This window comes from Phyllobacterium sp. YR531 (assembly GCF_000282595.1).
Classification (GTDB): domain Bacteria; phylum Pseudomonadota; class Alphaproteobacteria; order Rhizobiales; family Rhizobiaceae; genus Phyllobacterium.
Genome location: NZ_AKIZ01000014.1, coordinates 258552 through 273197 on the forward strand (window position 1 = coordinate 258552; position 14646 = coordinate 273197).

The window sequence follows — 14646 nt, forward strand, 5'->3', positions numbered from 1 at the left end:
ATCCGCGTGATAAAAGCCAGGCATTGCGTTACGCCTTTTGTTCAATGGGTCTCTCCGGATTATCCTGAGAATCCTGAATAAAAATGAGTGGGAACGGCGCATGAGTTTGGTTCAGCATCTCCGTCATGAAGCTGCAGTGGCTCCGGAGAGTGGCATTGTCGCTGTCATGAATCATGGCAGGAGGCAGGAAGGGGTTATTCCTCTATGGGCCGGGGAAGGCGATCTTCCAACGCCGGAGTTCATTCGCAATGCGGCGGGCGAAGGCCTCGACAATGGCGAAACATTCTATACCTGGCAGCGCGGCATCCCAGAGTTGCGGCAGGCACTGTCCGATTACTACAGGCGGCACTTTGCGGCCGATCTTCCTGTTGAGCATTTCTATGTGACGGGTTCGGGAATGCAATCCATCCAGCTCGCTGTTCAAGCAACAGCCGGAGCAGGGGATGAAGTTATCTATCTGTCTCCCGCGTGGCCGAATTTTGCGGCCGCTGCCGCGATAGCCGGTGCAACACCCATACCCGTGACGCAGGATTTTACCGGTAATGGCTGGACCTTTGATCCGCAGAAAATTCGCGGCGCAATCACCCCAAAAACCAAGGCGCTGTTTATCAATACGCCCTCTAATCCTTCCGGATGGACTGCAGACATTGAGACATTGAAAGAAATTCTTGCAATTGCCCGTCAGCATGGTTTGTGGATAGTTGCAGATGAAATCTATGCACATTTCTATTACGGCGCGCGCAGAGCCCCATCATTTCTTGATGTCATGGACCCGGAAGATCGCATCATCTTCGTCAATAGTTTTTCAAAGAACTGGGCAATGACGGGATGGCGGGTCGGTTGGCTTGTTGCGCATCCGTCTCTTGGTCAGACAATAGAGAATCTGATCCAGTATTCAACTTCCGGTGTTGCCCAATTCATGCAGCGTGGAGCGGTTGTTGCGTTGAACCAAGGCGACGACTTTATTCGTTCACAGGTCGAACGTGCACATAAAGCGCGGGATATCCTGTGTGCCAGACTTGCCGCCACAGGACGCGTGCACCTTTCACCCCCGGCGGGTGCATTCTACCTCATGTTCGGAATCAAGGGCATCACAGACTCATACCGCGCCGCCTTCGATATTGTCGATGAGGGGAAAGTTGGTCTGGCACCGGGTACCGCTTTTGGCGATGGGGGAGAAGCATTTCTGAGGCTGTGCTTTGCACGGCGTCTGGACCAGGTAGAAGAGGCAGCAGACAGGCTCGCCGAGTGGATCAGCAAGCGCTGATCCATCGTCGAAATCAGCCGCCAGCTTTGGATACAGCGAGCGTCACCACGCGATCATTCGACTCGATAGCGGGAGTGCTGTCCTTCGAAAAGGGGATGCCGAGCGCAGTCCACACTTCAACCAATGCATCCTTCAACTCGACCACCAGTTCGTTTGAATGGAAAGGTGTTGGCGTGATCCGCAGACGTTCCGTGCCGCGAGGCACAGTCGGATAGTTGATCGGTTGAATATAAAGGCCGTGCTTCTGAAGAAGCCGGTCGCTGGCTTTTTTGCACAGTTCCGGATCACCAACGTGGATTGGCACAATGTGCGTTTCCGACGGCATTACCGGCAGGTTCGCTTGCGCCAGCACATCCTTGGTCAGTTGAGCCTGACACTGGTGCATACGGCGCTCTTCCTGAGACACTTTGAGGTGCCGGATTGATTCAGTCGCAGCTGCGGCTATCACCGGCGGCAATGCCGTCGTGAAAATAAAGCCGGGGGCATAGGAGCGAACAGCATCGATAACGCTTTTGGTCCCGGTGATATAGCCACCTAGTGTGCCAAAGGCCTTGGCCAGTGTGCCTTCAATAATATCGATTCGGTGTGACAGACCCTCGCGATCCGTAATACCACCACCACGATTACCATACATGCCAACGGCATGAACTTCGTCGATATAGGTCATGGCATTATACTTTTCAGCAAGATCGGCTATTGCTGCGATCGGCGCGATGTCGCCGTCCATCGAATAAACCGACTCAAACACGATCAATTTGGCGCGTTCTTTGCCCGCAGCTTTGAGCAGCTCTTCCAAGTGCACAATGTCATTGTGCCGGAATATCTTTTTCTCAGCGCCAGACCGGCTGACGCCTTCAATCATGGAGGCGTGGTTCAATTCGTCTGATAGAATGAGGCAGTTCGGTAAAAGCTTGGCGATAGTTGAGATCGACGCTTCATTGGATACGAAGCCCGAAGTAAAAACGAGCCCCGCTTCCTTCGCATGTAGGTCAGCCAATTCGGCTTCAAGTTCTACAAGCGGATGGTTGTTTCCCGAAATATTGCGTGTACCACCAGCGCCTGAACCCATACGGCTCGATGCGTCGTGCATTGCAGCAATGACTTTCGGATGCTGACCCATGCCCAGATAATCGTTTGAGCACCAAACAGTGATTTCACGCGTCTCATCCGCCGTGCGCCAAAGCGCACGCGGAAATTTACCCACGATCCGTTCCAAATTAGCGAAGACCCGGTAGCGCTTTTCAGCATGCAGCTGGTCAATCGCGTCTTCGAAAAACCGACGATAGTCCATGAATTGCTCCTGTATCATGAACGTATTAGCTTTTTTGACCGTTGAAATCCATGACGAGAGTATGGGCAATTTGCCACGCTTGGTCACATTGCCGAGATCGATATTGAACACGCTACTGCGGAACGTACGCCTGCGGGCGGTATATATTTGATTTGTGGGGCTAAATTTTGCATACGGGTGATGTGGCGAATGACTGCAGATAAAACGGAATTTGTTGAGGGCTTCGATTATGACAGTGCTTGTGACCGGGGGAGCTGGCTATATTGGTAGTCATATGGTCTGGGATTTGCTCGACGCAGGCGAATCTGTCGTCGTTATCGACAGACTATCCACGGGTTTTGAGTGGGCGCTTCCCGTTGAAGCAAAACTTGTTGTAGGCGACATTTCCGATCAAAGCCTGGTACGCCAGACAATCGAACGTAACTACGTGGATGCCGTCATCCATTTCGCGGGGTCGGTGGTTGTTCCTGACTCGGTCAAGGATCCCCTGACGTATTACGAAAACAATACGTCCCGATCGCGTGATCTTATTGATGCGGTGGTCAAATCGGATGTGAAAAATTTCATTTTCTCGTCTACGGCTGCGGTCTATGGCGATGGCGGCATGATGCCGGTAACAGAGGATTTTGCGACCAGTCCGCAATCTCCTTACGGAATGTCAAAACTCATGACCGAGCGCATGCTTCTTGATACGGCGGCGGCTCATAATTTTCACTATACCGCACTCCGTTATTTCAACGTTGCCGGCGCTGACCCAAAAGGGCGTACCGGGCAATCTACCCGCGGCGCCACGCACTTGATCAAGGTTGCCTGCGAGACGGCGCTGGGCAAGCGCCGCTATATGGAAATCTTCGGTAATGATTACCCGACGCCGGATGGCACATGCGTGCGCGATTATATCCATGTGACAGATCTTGTAATGGCACACCGGCTCGCGTTGGATCGTCTGAGAGCGGGTGGCAGCAGTCTGGTCGCTAACTGTGGATATGGTCGCGGCTACTCTGTCAAAGAAGTCATTACGAGTGTCGAACGCGTCCATGGTGCACCCATAGATGCGCGTCCCACCACGGCGCGTCCGGGCGATGCTCCTTCCATCGTCGCCGACAGCAGCAAGGCGCGCAACGAGCTAGGTTGGGAGCCGAAACTGGATGATCTTGATGCCATCGTGGAGTCGGCCATGAAATGGGAAATCTCACTGCAGAAGCGGAACTCTGGCCGATAATACGCCGCCGGATTTATTTCTTCGGTTCCTTCTTCAGCGGCAACATCAGTCGGAGTGTGAGAAACGTAAAGAGCGAAATGATGAACGCCACATCGTAACTCTCCAGTCCTACAGCAACACCTATGGCGCCGGTTGCCCATATGCTTGCTGCAGTGGCCGTTCCCCGGACAGAATCTTTCAACTGCAGGATTGCACCGCCACCGATGAATCCAACGCCGGTTATCAGGCCTTCAACGATGCGTGCCAGAGCTTCAGGATTGTCGGTAACCAGCCGCTCTGCGCCCTGGATAAATCCGCAGCTCGCCATCGCCACAAGTGGAAAAGTTCGGACACCCGCGCTTCTCTCTTCCGCCTCGCGTTCCATACCTATGGGAAGTGCCAGAATATATGCAATGATAAGCGCGATCGCATGGGGCACGACCGGAAGTGAATTGAGATAATGGAATGTCTCGACCAATGTATTTTCCCCCGGAAATGATTTGGCGGTTAACGTTCTCAAGCTCAAGACGTTCCAATTTTCCGTTGAAAACCTGACGAGACTTTAGACTGCGGCGCAGCGACACATTGCGTTAAGACCTTGCATTGTAGGAAAAGAGGAACCTTCTTCGTAGAGAACGGGTTTAAAAGGACAAAACAAGTTGGAGTCTAAAACAATGGACGGCAGCAACCGGACCTACGAAAAACAACTATCCCAGATATTGCGACGACATATATCGCAATCGTGTTACCGGTCGGCCATTAGAGCAGCTGGAATCTACAAAGTGGAAGAAACCGTTCCCGAAAGCCTACTTGATCAATTGAAACGGCTGGACGACGCGGAACGGAAGCGCCAAGGATAAGTCTCAATACTTGTAATAGCAGATCAAACAAAAAGCGGGCCGTTGAGCCCGCTTTTGTTTTCAATTAAGGTAGTTCAGGCAGCGAGTGCGAAATCATTGGTTTGTTCGATGGCCGACGAAATCGCTTTTGCTTCAGCTTCAGGGCCCATTGCAACACCTTCAATGCGGATAAACTCTACATCAGTCATGCCGATGAATCCGAGAGCGGTCTTCAGATATGGCGTGGCATGATCGAAAGATGCTCCGGGTCCATCGGAATAAACACCGCCAGATGCAAGAACCACATAAACCTTCTTGCCAGTTACAAGGCCCTTCGGACCTTCAGCGCCGTAGCTGAATGTTCTGCCGGCACGCATTACGTGATCAAGCCACGACTTCAATGTAGATGAGATGTTGAAGTTGATCATGCCAGTTGCAAGAACGATAGTATCTGCGGCGAACAACTCATCAACAACCACGTCCGATGCACCCACTACCTTTGCCTGTGGAGCCGTGCGTGCTTCTTCAGGCGTATAGATTCCGGCTGTATAGTCAGCATCAATGTGCGGAAGAGGGGATGCTGCAAGATCGCGGGTAACGAGGCTGTTTCCCAGCTTTGCCGATGCCAGCTTCTTCGCAAATTCCGTTGCAACACGAGTAGAGTGTGAGGCTTCAGCACGGGGGCTCGAAGTGATGAGCAGAATGGATGACATTATATTGGTCCTTTCAGGAACGAAACTGATGACCAATATTTGGTCCTAGACATCTATTAGGAAAACTGGGAAAATATCTATCGAACCTATCGATAAAGTAGATATTAGATCATGTTGCCAAATCCCACCCTCGACCAGTTGCAGGTCTTTGTAGCAGTGGCTGAAACAGGGAGTTTCTCTGCGGCTGCCAGACGGCTTAATCGGTCACAATCGGTGATCAGCTATACGATTGCCAATCTGGAAGCTCAACTTGAGTTGCAACTCTTTGAGCGCGGCGGGACGCGTGAGCCTCGCCTGACCGAAGCCGGCACAGCCATGCTGGAAGATGCGAGGCGTATGGTGACTGTGCTGCAAAATCTGCGGTCCCGTGCTGAAGGCTTGAAGCAGGGGCTTGAGGCAGAGATCGCTGTGGCCGTGGACGTCACCTTACCATCGCCGGTGCTTATTGCAGTACTGACTGCGTTTCAGTTGCAATTCCCCACTGTCAGCCTGCGTTTGCATGTGGGTGCCTTGGGCGTTGTGTGGGATCTCGTGCTGAAGAAACAGGCGGATATCGGGTTTGGCGGGCCACCTCTGGAGGCCTATGACGAGCTGGTCATGTGCCGGTTGGGACGGACTGCTATGATACCCGTGGCCGCGCCGGATCATCCGCTGGCCCTGTATGAAGGGCCGGTACCTCTGGCGGTAATCCGCGACCATATCCAACTGGTGATAACCGATCTGAGTGAACATACAAAGGGCAAGGATTTCGGAGTTTTTGCCTATAAAACCTGGCGCTTGACGGATGTCGCGACAAAACATTCTTTAATGCTGGCCGGTCTTGGTTGGGGCGGCTTGCCGAAATGGCTGGTGAAAGACGACATAGCCGAGGGCAGGCTGGTGCCATTGGATTTGGAGCCTTATCCGGAGCTGCCTTATAATCTTGTCGCGCTTCATCCCGTCAACGAGGCGATGGGGCCTGCTACCACATGGATGGTTGAACGATTTAAGGAGGAACTGGAAAAGTTCGAGTAGGCGAATGGGTTCAAGTGGCAAGGTGAGTGTTAGACACCATACTCACGCCACCAGCAAAACGGGCGAGACTCGGGATTATTCCGGATTGTCAGGAACTGGTGCTGCGAGAGAGGATTGAACTCTCGACCTCTCCATTACCAATGGAGTGCTCTACCACTGAGCTACCGCAGCCGATTTGCGAACGCGGCGGACTTCTGGCATATCATTGCTGAAATCGCAAGCAAGCAATCGTAATCTCTTGGGTAAAATGTCCAATGAGATCAAAAAACACAGGCCAGTCGCCGGGAAATCACTGGTACGCTGGTAAAAATACCGGACAAAACCAATGCCTTCTTTGCCAAAAAATCCCAGCCGGGAACAGGAAGAGCGTGAAAAGCGCCGCTCCGAACAGCTACGTGCAAATCTCGCGCGGCGTAAACAGCAGTCGAGATCACGGCGTTCCGGCGATGCTGATGATCGCGAGGAAGGATTGAAGGCTGCGGTCGGCGAGCCGCATTCAGCTGCTGAAGAATAAAGTGCATCAATCTTGTCTGTAGTTGTTTTGACGCAGAAACGACGCAGTTGCATTTGAGAAGATAGTAAATCGCCAAGGCGAATCGCATTTGGTGTTATGCACAGCAGGCGAAAGCCTTTCTTGAACCAGAACACGTGATGGTTTACATCAACCCGCTCTGCAAAGGGCCTTAACGACAGGACGGGTATATTCCCCGCGAAAGTGACAGATTATGGATCGCATCAAGATTGTTGGCGGTAACAAGCTCAATGGCGTAATTCCTATCTCGGGTGCCAAGAACGCGGCCCTGCCGTTGATGATCGCCTCTCTTTTGACTGACGATACATTAACGCTTGAGAATGTGCCGCATCTGGCGGATGTCGAGCAGCTTATTCGTATCCTTGGCAATCACGGTGTTGATTACTCAGTCAATGGCCGCCGTGAACGTCAGGATGGTGCTTACTCACGCACTATCCATTTCACAGCCCGCAACATTGTCGATACGGTTGCCCCTTACGAGCTGGTCTCCAAGATGCGCGCCAGTTTCTGGGTCATTGGCCCCCTGCTTGCCCGCATGGGCGTTGCAACAGTGTCTTTGCCGGGCGGATGCGCCATCGGTACGCGCCCTGTGGATTTGTTCATTGATGGTCTGCGGGCGCTCGGTGCCGATATCGAGATCGAAAATGGCTATGTCAAAGCCAGTGCAAAGGGGGGGCTTGTCGGCGCACGTTATGTATTCCCAAAGGTTTCCGTTGGTGCAACACACGTCCTGATGATGGCCGCAACCTTGGCCAAGGGCGAAACAATCATTGAGAACGCCGCTCAGGAACCAGAAGTCGTCAACTTGGCCGATTGCCTTAATGCCATGGGCGCGAAGGTCAGCGGTGCGGGCACTGCGACGATAACAATTGAAGGCGTAACCAGCCTCTCCGGTGCGCGCGTGCGTGTTATTCCGGATCGTATCGAGACCGGCACTTACGCCATGGCAGTTGCCATGACAGGCGGCGACGTCATTCTGGAAGGCGCTGATGCCAGCCTGTTGACCGCTGCTCTAGCAACGCTTGGTCAGGCCGGTGCGGAAATCTCGGAAACCAATTCCGGTCTGCGTATCGTGCGCAACGGTCATGGCATCATGCCGGTCGATGTTACAACGCAGCCATTCCCCGGCTTCCCGACAGATCTTCAAGCCCAGTTCATGGGCTTGATGACCAAAGCCAAGGGTACATCGCATATCACAGAGACTATTTTCGAAAACCGCTTCATGCATGTGCAGGAACTGGCGCGTCTTGGCGCAAAGATTTCCCTGTCTGGCCAGACCGCAAAGATCGAAGGTGTTGAGCGCCTGCGCGGTGCGCCGGTCATGGCAACTGACCTGCGCGCTTCGGTCTCCCTCGTCATTGCCGGTCTCGCGGCAGAAGGCGAAACGACGGTAAACCGCGTTTATCATCTGGACCGTGGTTTCGAGCGGCTCGAAGAAAAGCTGACCCGTTGCGGTGCGGTGGTCGAACGCATCAGCGATTGAGAGTTCTGAATTTCCCGGTCGATTATGCGTGATGCATAATTCCATTTGCCCTCGCTTTCCTCTAACAGGGAGGAGAGCGGGGTCTTCGAATGGAAACCCTGATCCTACAATGTGAGGAAAAGGGTCGACATGGATACTCTCAAACTCATCGCCCTTGATGAGGAAGATCTGCAAATTCTATCTGCACACCTGCAGGATTCCGTGTTGAAGGTCGGTGATATCGACTATCTGGCAGCGGAAAAGAAGCTGGTGCTTGGTGTCAACCGGTTTGTCTGGGAACAGGCTGACGATGGCAAGCGACATCGCAGTTTCGAGCGCCGCCGTACGGCACTGCATTTTGGCCAGGTATCAAGTGCTAAAGCTACGGGTATCGATCGCCATTACAAGGACGATATTCTTTCCATTCTGGCAATCCGTTTTATCGTTTCCGATGCCCCATCCGGCACTATTGAGCTGGTGTTTGCAGCCAATAAAGCCCTGCGTCTGGAAGTCGAAGCCATTGAGGCGCAGATGGCTGATCTGGGTCCTGCCTGGGAAACACAATCACGTCCGGAACATGAAGATTAAGGAATTTAAGTATGACATCGGTGCTTAAACAGGCCGACCCTGATTTTGAGAATAAGTTTTCAGCATTTCTTTCTACCAAGCGTGAAGTGTCGGAAGATGTGGATCGCGTGGTCGAAGCCATCATTAAAAATGTGCGTGCAAACGGTGACGCGGCGCTTATCGACTATTCAAAGCAGTTTGACCGTATCGATCTTTCACACCATGGCATTGCTGTCACAGCGGCTGAAATTGATATGGCCATGGCCTCCGCTAATCCGAAAACGGTTGAAGCGCTGACGCTGGCGAGGGATCGCATCCATTCGCACCATGCGCGGCAGATGCCGAAAGATGATCGCTATACCGATGCACTCGGCGTTGAATTGGGTTCGCGCTGGACCGCGATCGATTCCGTCGGGCTCTATGTACCTGGCGGCACGGCGAGCTATCCAAGTTCTGTGCTGATGAATGCAGTCCCGGCGAAGGTAGCTGGTGTCGAGCGTATCGTCATGGTGGTTCCATCGCCGGAGGGCAATCTCAATCCTCTGGTTCTGGTAGCTGCACGGTTGGCTGGTGTCTCTGAGATTTATCGTGTTGGCGGTGCACAGGCTATCGCGGCACTGGCCTATGGAACTGAAACCATCGCGCCAGTCGCCAAGATCGTCGGTCCCGGCAATGCATATGTGGCCGCTGCAAAGCGCCGTGTATTCGGCACCGTAGGCATCGATATGATTGCCGGTCCATCAGAAGTACTGATTTTGGCCGATGCTGACAATAATCCTGATTGGATTGCTGCTGATCTTCTGGCGCAGGCCGAGCACGATAGTGCTGCCCAATCCATTCTCATCACGGATGACGAAGCGTTCGGAACGGCTGTCACGGCCGCCGTGGAGCATCAACTCAAGACATTGCCGCGTGGCAAGACTGCAAGCGAAAGCTGGCGGGACTACGGCGCCGTCATTCTTGTCAATGATTTGCAGTCGGCTTTGCCACTGGTTAATCGCATTGCACCGGAACATCTTGAAATTGCATCTGCCGATGCGGAGGTGCTGCTGGACGGTGTCCGCAATGCAGGCGCGATCTTCATTGGCCGTTATACGCCGGAAGTTATTGGCGATTATGTCGGCGGTTCTAACCATGTTTTGCCGACCGCACGATCGGCACGATTCTCTTCAGGACTTTCGGTGCTTGACTATGTCAAACGAACCTCCATTCTGAGACTGGGTGTCGAGCAACTCCGTGCTTTGGGACCCGCTGCGATTGAACTGGCTCGCGCAGAGGGACTTGATGCGCATGGCAATTCGGTCGCAATCCGCTTGAACCTTTAGGATTCTGATGACGGCAAGCTCTAGATTGATAGATGTGGAACTGGACGACACGATCGGCCGTTCGACACCTGACGTCGAGCATGAGCGCGCAGTCGCGATTTTCGATCTGATTGAAGAAAATAGTTTCCGTCCGGTCAGCGATGAGGGGGCCGGACCTTACAAACTCAAGATTTCTCTTGTTGAATCGCGCCTGATTTTTGCGATTTCGCGGGAAAGTGGCGATGATGTTGTCACCCACATTCTCTCGCTTACGCCTCTGCGCAAGGTCATCAAGGACTACTTCCTCATCTGCGAAAGCTATTATGATGCCATTCGCGCCTCTAGTCCGAGCAAAATCGAGGCCATCGATATGGGCCGGAGGGGTTTGCATAATGAGGGCTCACAAGCCCTGATGGATCGGCTCGGCGGCAAGATAGAGGTCGATTTCGATACTGCCCGGCGGCTTTTTACATTGGTATGTGTGCTGCATTGGCGGGGGTAGGCGCACCAGTACCCGGTTTGCCTGATCACCTGCCCGACGAAACGGTAGGGGACAAACCGAGGATTCCGGGCGCAGTTCTGTTCATATGCGGAATGAATTCCATTCGCTCGCCCATGGCAGAGGCACTGGCACGAAATATATTGCCGTCAAAGGTTTATGTTGCGTCTGCTGGTGTCGAAAAAGGTGAACTCGATCCATTTGTTGACGCTGTTCTTGATGAGATCGGGCTGAAAAGGCTTTCGGCAAGCCCGCGTACCTTCAAGGAACTTGAGGATGATTATTTCGACCTTATTATTACGTTATCGCCCAAGGCTCACCACATGGCGTTAGAACTGACGCGAACGACGTCAGTTCATGTAGAATATTGGCCTACGCCCGACCCGACACTGGTGCGCGGTCGCAGGGACCAGATTCTGGGTGCCTATCGCGACGTTCGCGATCATCTGAAACAACATATTGAGGATCGTTTCGGTCCATTGACTTGATACTCTTGTGCGTCCGCACAATTGGATCGAACTCCCTTGTTCACAAATGCTGCGCAATACTATAGGTTCCGCGCAAAATTGCGGTCGAACACGGCCGCAAATTCAATTTCTGGAGATAGAACTACGCATGGCGAAAGAAGAAGTACTGGAGTTTCCTGGCCTCGTGACGGAGCTGTTGCCCAACGCGATGTTTCGGGTAAAGCTCGAAAACGATCATGAAATCATTGCTCACACGGCTGGACGTATGCGCAAGAACCGCATTCGCGTTCTTGCCGGCGACAAGGTTCTTGTCGAAATGACCCCATATGACCTGACCAAGGGTCGTATCACCTATCGTTTCAAGTAAACGACCCTCAGCCTGTCCGCAGGAATTCTCTTTATGAGCGATCAGCCCAAATTCGTTCTAGCTTCCGGTTCACCGCGCCGCCTGTCGCTGCTCGGGCAGATCGGCATTGAACCGGATAGTCTGCTGCCTGCCGATGTGGATGAAACGCCGCTGCGTGCGGAACATCCGCGTTCTCTGGCGCGCCGGCTTTCACGCCTGAAGGCAGAGAAGGTTGCTGCGGAATTGAATGGAAACGCTGAACTTGGCAAAGCCTATATTCTCAGCGCCGACACGGTTGTCGCCGTTGGGAGGCGTATTCTTCCGAAAGCAGAAATACTTGACGATGCAACGTCCTGTTTGCGACTGCTCTCTGGACGTTCACACAGGGTGTATACCGGACTTTGCTTGGTAACGCCGGGCGGAAAGCTGCGTCAGGACCTGATCGAGACGCGCGTTCGCTTCAAGCGTCTTTCGCGCGAAGAGATTGAGAGCTATCTTGCTTCCGGCGAATGGCGCGGCAAGGCTGGTGGCTATGCGATCCAGGGGCTTGCCGATAGCTTTGTGGTCAAGCTGGTTGGCTCCTATAGCAATGTTGTTGGTCTGCCCCTTTACGAGACCTTGAACCTTTTGCAGGGCGAAGGGTTTCCGGTCTATGCCAATTGGCAGGCTTCTGCCCACTAAACGGACTGCGATATTGACTGACGACAAAAACAGTATGGCGAATGTTACGCCCCTGCGGCCGACACGCCCTTGCCCGGAATGCAAACGACCATCCCAGCGTGAGCATTACCCGTTCTGCTCGTCGCGTTGCCGCAATGTTGATCTTAACCGCTGGTTGACCGGTGCCTATGTCCTGCCTGCCGTGGAAAGCGCGGAAGACAGCGACGGCGAAGAAGACATGTAGCCACCAATTATAATTTGATGATGCGCTGACTGGCTGGCTGTGCCAGCACAATATTGATAGCGCGCAGAACACTGATGCTGTCTGCAATCGGCATGACGGTTGACCCTGTTTTGCCCTGACGCATCGCCTCCATCACTGCAATGGCCTCGAATTGCAGGCCATTGCCTTCAAAATCGTGTTCTTCAACTGTGCGCCCGGGGACGGGCAGCCGATCAAGTAACCTGCCCAAAATCCCGCGTGGGCCGGTGAGGGGGCTGAAAAGGGATTGCTGTGCAAAGCCCTTGTAGAGTGTCAGTTCGTTTGCCTTAAAGAAAGGAGCAGATAGACGAATCGAGCCGGTCGTGCCCTCAATGATGAAGTGGTTGATCCCATCGCGGTCGAAACCGCAGGAAAGTTCAGCCTGAGCATGATCATAATGCAGGATGATCTCGGAGCTCATGTCGACACCGTTGGGAGCCGCATGCCATAGTCCCGAGACCTTCTGTGGCTGGCCGAGAAAAAACATTGCCAGGGAAACGCAATAGACGCCGAGGTCCAGGCTGGCACCACCGCCCAAGGATCGGCTGAACAGGCGGCTTTTGGGATCATAAGTGCGCTGATGGGCCAGTTCGGCGGTGATTTTACGAATTGCCCCGATCTCTCCGGCATCCACCTTGGCTTTTGCGGCCGTAATTGCCGGGAGGAATCTCGACCACATTGCTTCCATGGCAAATACATCCGCACGGGTTGCCTCCCGCTCGATGACAGACGCTTCGGTGTGAGAGGGCGCAAGTGGCTTCTCGGTGAGAATTGCCTTGCCGGACCGGATGGCCTTGAGCGTCTGTGCCAGATGTATGGAGTTGGGTGTTGCAATATACACTGCATCGATTTCAGGATCGGCTATGAAAGTATCCAAATCAGAATAGGCGCGCTTGCTGCCGAAATTTTCCTGAAATCGCTTGGCGTTGTCTGCTGTTCGTGAATAGTTGGCAACAAGTACCGCCCCGGCCGCCAACGCCAGATCAGCGGCAAATTGTCCGGCTATTTGTCCACTGCCAATGATTCCCCAGCCAAAAGACTTTGCTTTGGCGGCTTTATCCCCCGTATCAATCATATAAAACGAATCCTGTCTGTATCCCCATCAAGAAGGCATCTATCTTTGCCCTTTGCAAGCGGCAGAAAAACGGCGAAAAATTCGTTAGTTGATGCTGGACAGCAGGATTTTTAGTGTTATAACCCACCCGCTTCCAACGAAAACCAACACGTCGGAATGGACTGCCGCTCTGGCAGCCAAAAGTGCCCAGATAGCTCAGTTGGTAGAGCAGCGGATTGAAAATCCGCGTGTCCGTGGTTCGAATCCGCGTCTGGGCACCACTTCTTTCCCACAAGAACATAGTTCAAGAGAACAGCCGGCTAATTTGCTCATGCAATCTTTTGTTGTTTGGCCGCCGGCAACCATCAGTATAATCCCGTTCAAACATATATCGGAGAAGGATATTCACAGCCTTGCAAATGGCCTATGAACATCTCGTGTCATTGCATCGGGATTAAGAATTGAAAGCTTACAAATCACTGCTGCGCCGTGTCGGCTATTATACGCTCCGGCCCAAGCCGCCGCATTACCCTTCGCCATTTCAGAATCCTGTCCTGGTCGTCGGCTCAGCGCCGGTTTCCCATCTGCCTGAAGGCTATCAAGCGAACTATCATGTCCTCACAATCAACGGGTCGCAGTCTGTGACATCTGCCTGGGGAATTGATGCACCCGATGTGACTTTTCTGCAGTACCGGCAGGTCTATGGCACCAACGACAACGCTATTGCCGTGAGGAAAGCCCTGAAAGGTCAATCGACAGGGCATCTTTATGTGATGCGCTGGACTCAGAGCCGCAAGGAACTCGAAGACGGGTTAGCCGCGTTCAATTACACCTATAGTCACCTGCATATCGTAAACAGGCTGCAACGCATGGCGCTGTTCAAGCGCATCATGGGTTATCTCAATACTGAGGATGATCTGGAAACCAGATTCTCAAATGGTGTGACAGCCGTGCTTTATGCACTCGCCAGCGGTGCGCGGGCCGTCATCATCACCGGTATCAATCCGGCTTCCCAGGGACATATCTATAACGATCTCAATCTGGGACGGCAGCATAGCCAGACAGACCATGATGTACTGGTGGCACTTCTGCGCGATGGCCAGCCCGTTTACACGGCAGACCCCGAAGTAGCGAAATCGACAGGTCTGCCTCTCTGGAAAGGGTAACC

The 14646-nt window shown here is 53.1% G+C and carries 17 protein-coding genes and 2 tRNA genes; 14 read left to right on the forward strand and 5 right to left on the reverse strand.

Annotation, left to right across the window (positions count from 1 at the left end; genetic code table 11):
- Positions 1–100 precede the first annotated feature (100 nt).
- Positions 101–1267, forward strand: coding sequence for a pyridoxal phosphate-dependent aminotransferase (locus PMI41_RS05730; RefSeq protein WP_008122714.1), 1167 nt, complete (start codon positions 101–103; stop codon positions 1265–1267).
- Between the two features lie 13 nt (positions 1268–1280).
- Here PMI41_RS05730 and hemA read toward each other — a convergent pair whose 3' ends face one another.
- The gene (gene hemA, locus PMI41_RS05735; RefSeq protein WP_008122715.1) at positions 1281–2558 is read right to left on the reverse strand and encodes a 5-aminolevulinate synthase; all 1278 of its coding nucleotides are present in this window, start codon (positions 2556–2558) and stop codon (positions 1281–1283) included.
- 229 nt (positions 2559–2787) lie between these two features.
- On the opposite strand from hemA, the gene galE reads away from it, so the two are divergent.
- Positions 2788–3780 carry a UDP-glucose 4-epimerase GalE gene (galE, locus tag PMI41_RS05740; protein ID WP_008122717.1) on the forward strand — a complete coding sequence of 331 codons (993 nt, stop codon included), beginning with the start codon at positions 2788–2790 and terminating at the stop codon, positions 3778–3780.
- Between the two features lie 13 nt (positions 3781–3793).
- On the opposite strand, the gene PMI41_RS05745 is transcribed toward galE, so the two are convergent.
- The gene (locus PMI41_RS05745; RefSeq protein ID WP_008122719.1) at positions 3794–4237 is read right to left on the reverse strand and encodes an MgtC/SapB family protein; all 444 of its coding nucleotides are present in this window, start codon (positions 4235–4237) and stop codon (positions 3794–3796) included.
- Positions 4238–4693: 456 nt separating this feature from the next.
- A complete protein-coding gene (locus PMI41_RS05750; RefSeq protein ID WP_008122723.1) occupies positions 4694–5311 on the reverse strand; it encodes an FMN-dependent NADH-azoreductase in 618 nt (205 codons plus the stop codon).
- 111 nt (positions 5312–5422) lie between these two features.
- Between PMI41_RS05750 and PMI41_RS05755 the strand changes: the two genes are divergently transcribed.
- Positions 5423–6325 (forward strand): LysR family transcriptional regulator, encoded by a 903-nt coding sequence (locus PMI41_RS05755; RefSeq protein ID WP_008122724.1) that lies wholly within the window; start codon positions 5423–5425, stop codon positions 6323–6325.
- Positions 6326–6421: 96 nt separating this feature from the next.
- Here PMI41_RS05755 and PMI41_RS05760 read toward each other — a convergent pair.
- Positions 6422–6496, reverse strand: a tRNA-Thr gene (locus PMI41_RS05760).
- Positions 6497–6650: 154 nt separating this feature from the next.
- Here PMI41_RS05760 and PMI41_RS05765 point away from each other — a divergent pair.
- The 9 genes from PMI41_RS05765 (at position 6651) to yacG (ending at position 12406) form a co-directional block, all read left to right on the forward strand.
- Positions 6651–6839, forward strand: coding sequence for a hypothetical protein (locus tag PMI41_RS05765; protein WP_008122725.1), 189 nt, complete (start codon positions 6651–6653; stop codon positions 6837–6839).
- A 211-nt stretch (positions 6840–7050) separates the two neighbouring features.
- Positions 7051–8340 (forward strand): UDP-N-acetylglucosamine 1-carboxyvinyltransferase, encoded by a 1290-nt coding sequence (gene murA, locus PMI41_RS05770; protein ID WP_008122726.1) that lies wholly within the window; start codon positions 7051–7053, stop codon positions 8338–8340.
- Positions 8341–8469: 129 nt separating this feature from the next.
- On the forward strand, positions 8470–8907 hold the full coding sequence (locus tag PMI41_RS05775) for a DUF2948 family protein (RefSeq protein ID WP_008122727.1): 438 nt from the start codon (positions 8470–8472) through the stop codon (positions 8905–8907).
- A gap of 11 nt (positions 8908–8918) precedes the next feature.
- A complete protein-coding gene (gene hisD, locus PMI41_RS05780) occupies positions 8919–10211 on the forward strand; it encodes a histidinol dehydrogenase (RefSeq protein WP_008122728.1) in 1293 nt (430 codons plus the stop codon).
- A 7-nt stretch (positions 10212–10218) separates the two neighbouring features.
- Entirely contained in the window at positions 10219–10692 is a 474-nt protein-coding gene (locus PMI41_RS05785) for a UPF0262 family protein (RefSeq protein WP_008122729.1), read from the forward strand.
- The gene (locus tag PMI41_RS05790) at positions 10668–11177 is read left to right on the forward strand and encodes a low molecular weight phosphatase family protein (RefSeq protein WP_008122730.1); all 510 of its coding nucleotides are present in this window, start codon (positions 10668–10670) and stop codon (positions 11175–11177) included. The genes PMI41_RS05785 and PMI41_RS05790 overlap by 25 nt, the downstream gene beginning before the upstream one ends.
- Before the next feature lie 127 nt (positions 11178–11304).
- Positions 11305–11523, forward strand: a complete 219-nt coding sequence (gene infA, locus PMI41_RS05795; RefSeq protein WP_008122731.1) for a translation initiation factor IF-1 — start codon at positions 11305–11307, stop codon at positions 11521–11523.
- 33 nt (positions 11524–11556) lie between these two features.
- Positions 11557–12183, forward strand: coding sequence for a Maf-like protein (locus tag PMI41_RS05800; RefSeq protein WP_008122733.1), 627 nt, complete (start codon positions 11557–11559; stop codon positions 12181–12183).
- Positions 12184–12217: 34 nt separating this feature from the next.
- Entirely contained in the window at positions 12218–12406 is a 189-nt protein-coding gene (yacG, locus tag PMI41_RS05805; protein ID WP_040853834.1) for a DNA gyrase inhibitor YacG, read from the forward strand.
- Between the two features lie 7 nt (positions 12407–12413).
- On the opposite strand, the gene PMI41_RS05810 is transcribed toward yacG, so the two are convergent.
- Positions 12414–13499, reverse strand: coding sequence for a Gfo/Idh/MocA family oxidoreductase (locus PMI41_RS05810; protein WP_008122736.1), 1086 nt, complete (start codon positions 13497–13499; stop codon positions 12414–12416).
- Positions 13500–13683: 184 nt separating this feature from the next.
- Between PMI41_RS05810 and PMI41_RS05815 the strand changes: the two genes are divergently transcribed.
- Both PMI41_RS05815 and PMI41_RS05820 read left to right on the forward strand, forming a co-directional pair.
- Positions 13684–13759: transfer RNA gene (locus PMI41_RS05815), tRNA-Phe, on the forward strand.
- Between the two features lie 180 nt (positions 13760–13939).
- The gene (locus PMI41_RS05820) at positions 13940–14644 is read left to right on the forward strand and encodes a hypothetical protein (RefSeq protein WP_008122739.1); all 705 of its coding nucleotides are present in this window, start codon (positions 13940–13942) and stop codon (positions 14642–14644) included.
- Positions 14645–14646 lie beyond the last annotated feature (2 nt).

Coding starts and splice junctions, on each gene's coding strand:
- infA (WP_008122731.1), top strand. CDS start 11,305: ATGGCGAAAGAAGAAGTACTGGAGTTTCCTGGCCTCGTGACGGAGCTG.
- galE (WP_008122717.1), top strand. CDS start 2,788: ATGACAGTGCTTGTGACCGGGGGAGCTGGCTATATTGGTAGTCATATG.
- hemA (WP_008122715.1), bottom strand. CDS start 2,558: ATGGACTATCGTCGGTTTTTCGAAGACGCGATTGACCAGCTGCATGCT.
- PMI41_RS05790 (WP_008122730.1), top strand. CDS start 10,668: ATGTGTGCTGCATTGGCGGGGGTAGGCGCACCAGTACCCGGTTTGCCT.
- PMI41_RS05730 (WP_008122714.1), top strand. CDS start 101: ATGAGTTTGGTTCAGCATCTCCGTCATGAAGCTGCAGTGGCTCCGGAG.
- PMI41_RS05755 (WP_008122724.1), top strand. CDS start 5,423: ATGTTGCCAAATCCCACCCTCGACCAGTTGCAGGTCTTTGTAGCAGTG.
- PMI41_RS05810 (WP_008122736.1), bottom strand. CDS start 13,499: ATGATTGATACGGGGGATAAAGCCGCCAAAGCAAAGTCTTTTGGCTGG.
- murA (WP_008122726.1), top strand. CDS start 7,051: ATGGATCGCATCAAGATTGTTGGCGGTAACAAGCTCAATGGCGTAATT.
- yacG (WP_040853834.1), top strand. CDS start 12,218: ATGGCGAATGTTACGCCCCTGCGGCCGACACGCCCTTGCCCGGAATGC.
- PMI41_RS05785 (WP_008122729.1), top strand. CDS start 10,219: ATGACGGCAAGCTCTAGATTGATAGATGTGGAACTGGACGACACGATC.
- hisD (WP_008122728.1), top strand. CDS start 8,919: ATGACATCGGTGCTTAAACAGGCCGACCCTGATTTTGAGAATAAGTTT.
- PMI41_RS05765 (WP_008122725.1), top strand. CDS start 6,651: ATGCCTTCTTTGCCAAAAAATCCCAGCCGGGAACAGGAAGAGCGTGAA.
- PMI41_RS05775 (WP_008122727.1), top strand. CDS start 8,470: ATGGATACTCTCAAACTCATCGCCCTTGATGAGGAAGATCTGCAAATT.
- PMI41_RS05800 (WP_008122733.1), top strand. CDS start 11,557: ATGAGCGATCAGCCCAAATTCGTTCTAGCTTCCGGTTCACCGCGCCGC.
- PMI41_RS05750 (WP_008122723.1), bottom strand. CDS start 5,311: ATGTCATCCATTCTGCTCATCACTTCGAGCCCCCGTGCTGAAGCCTCA.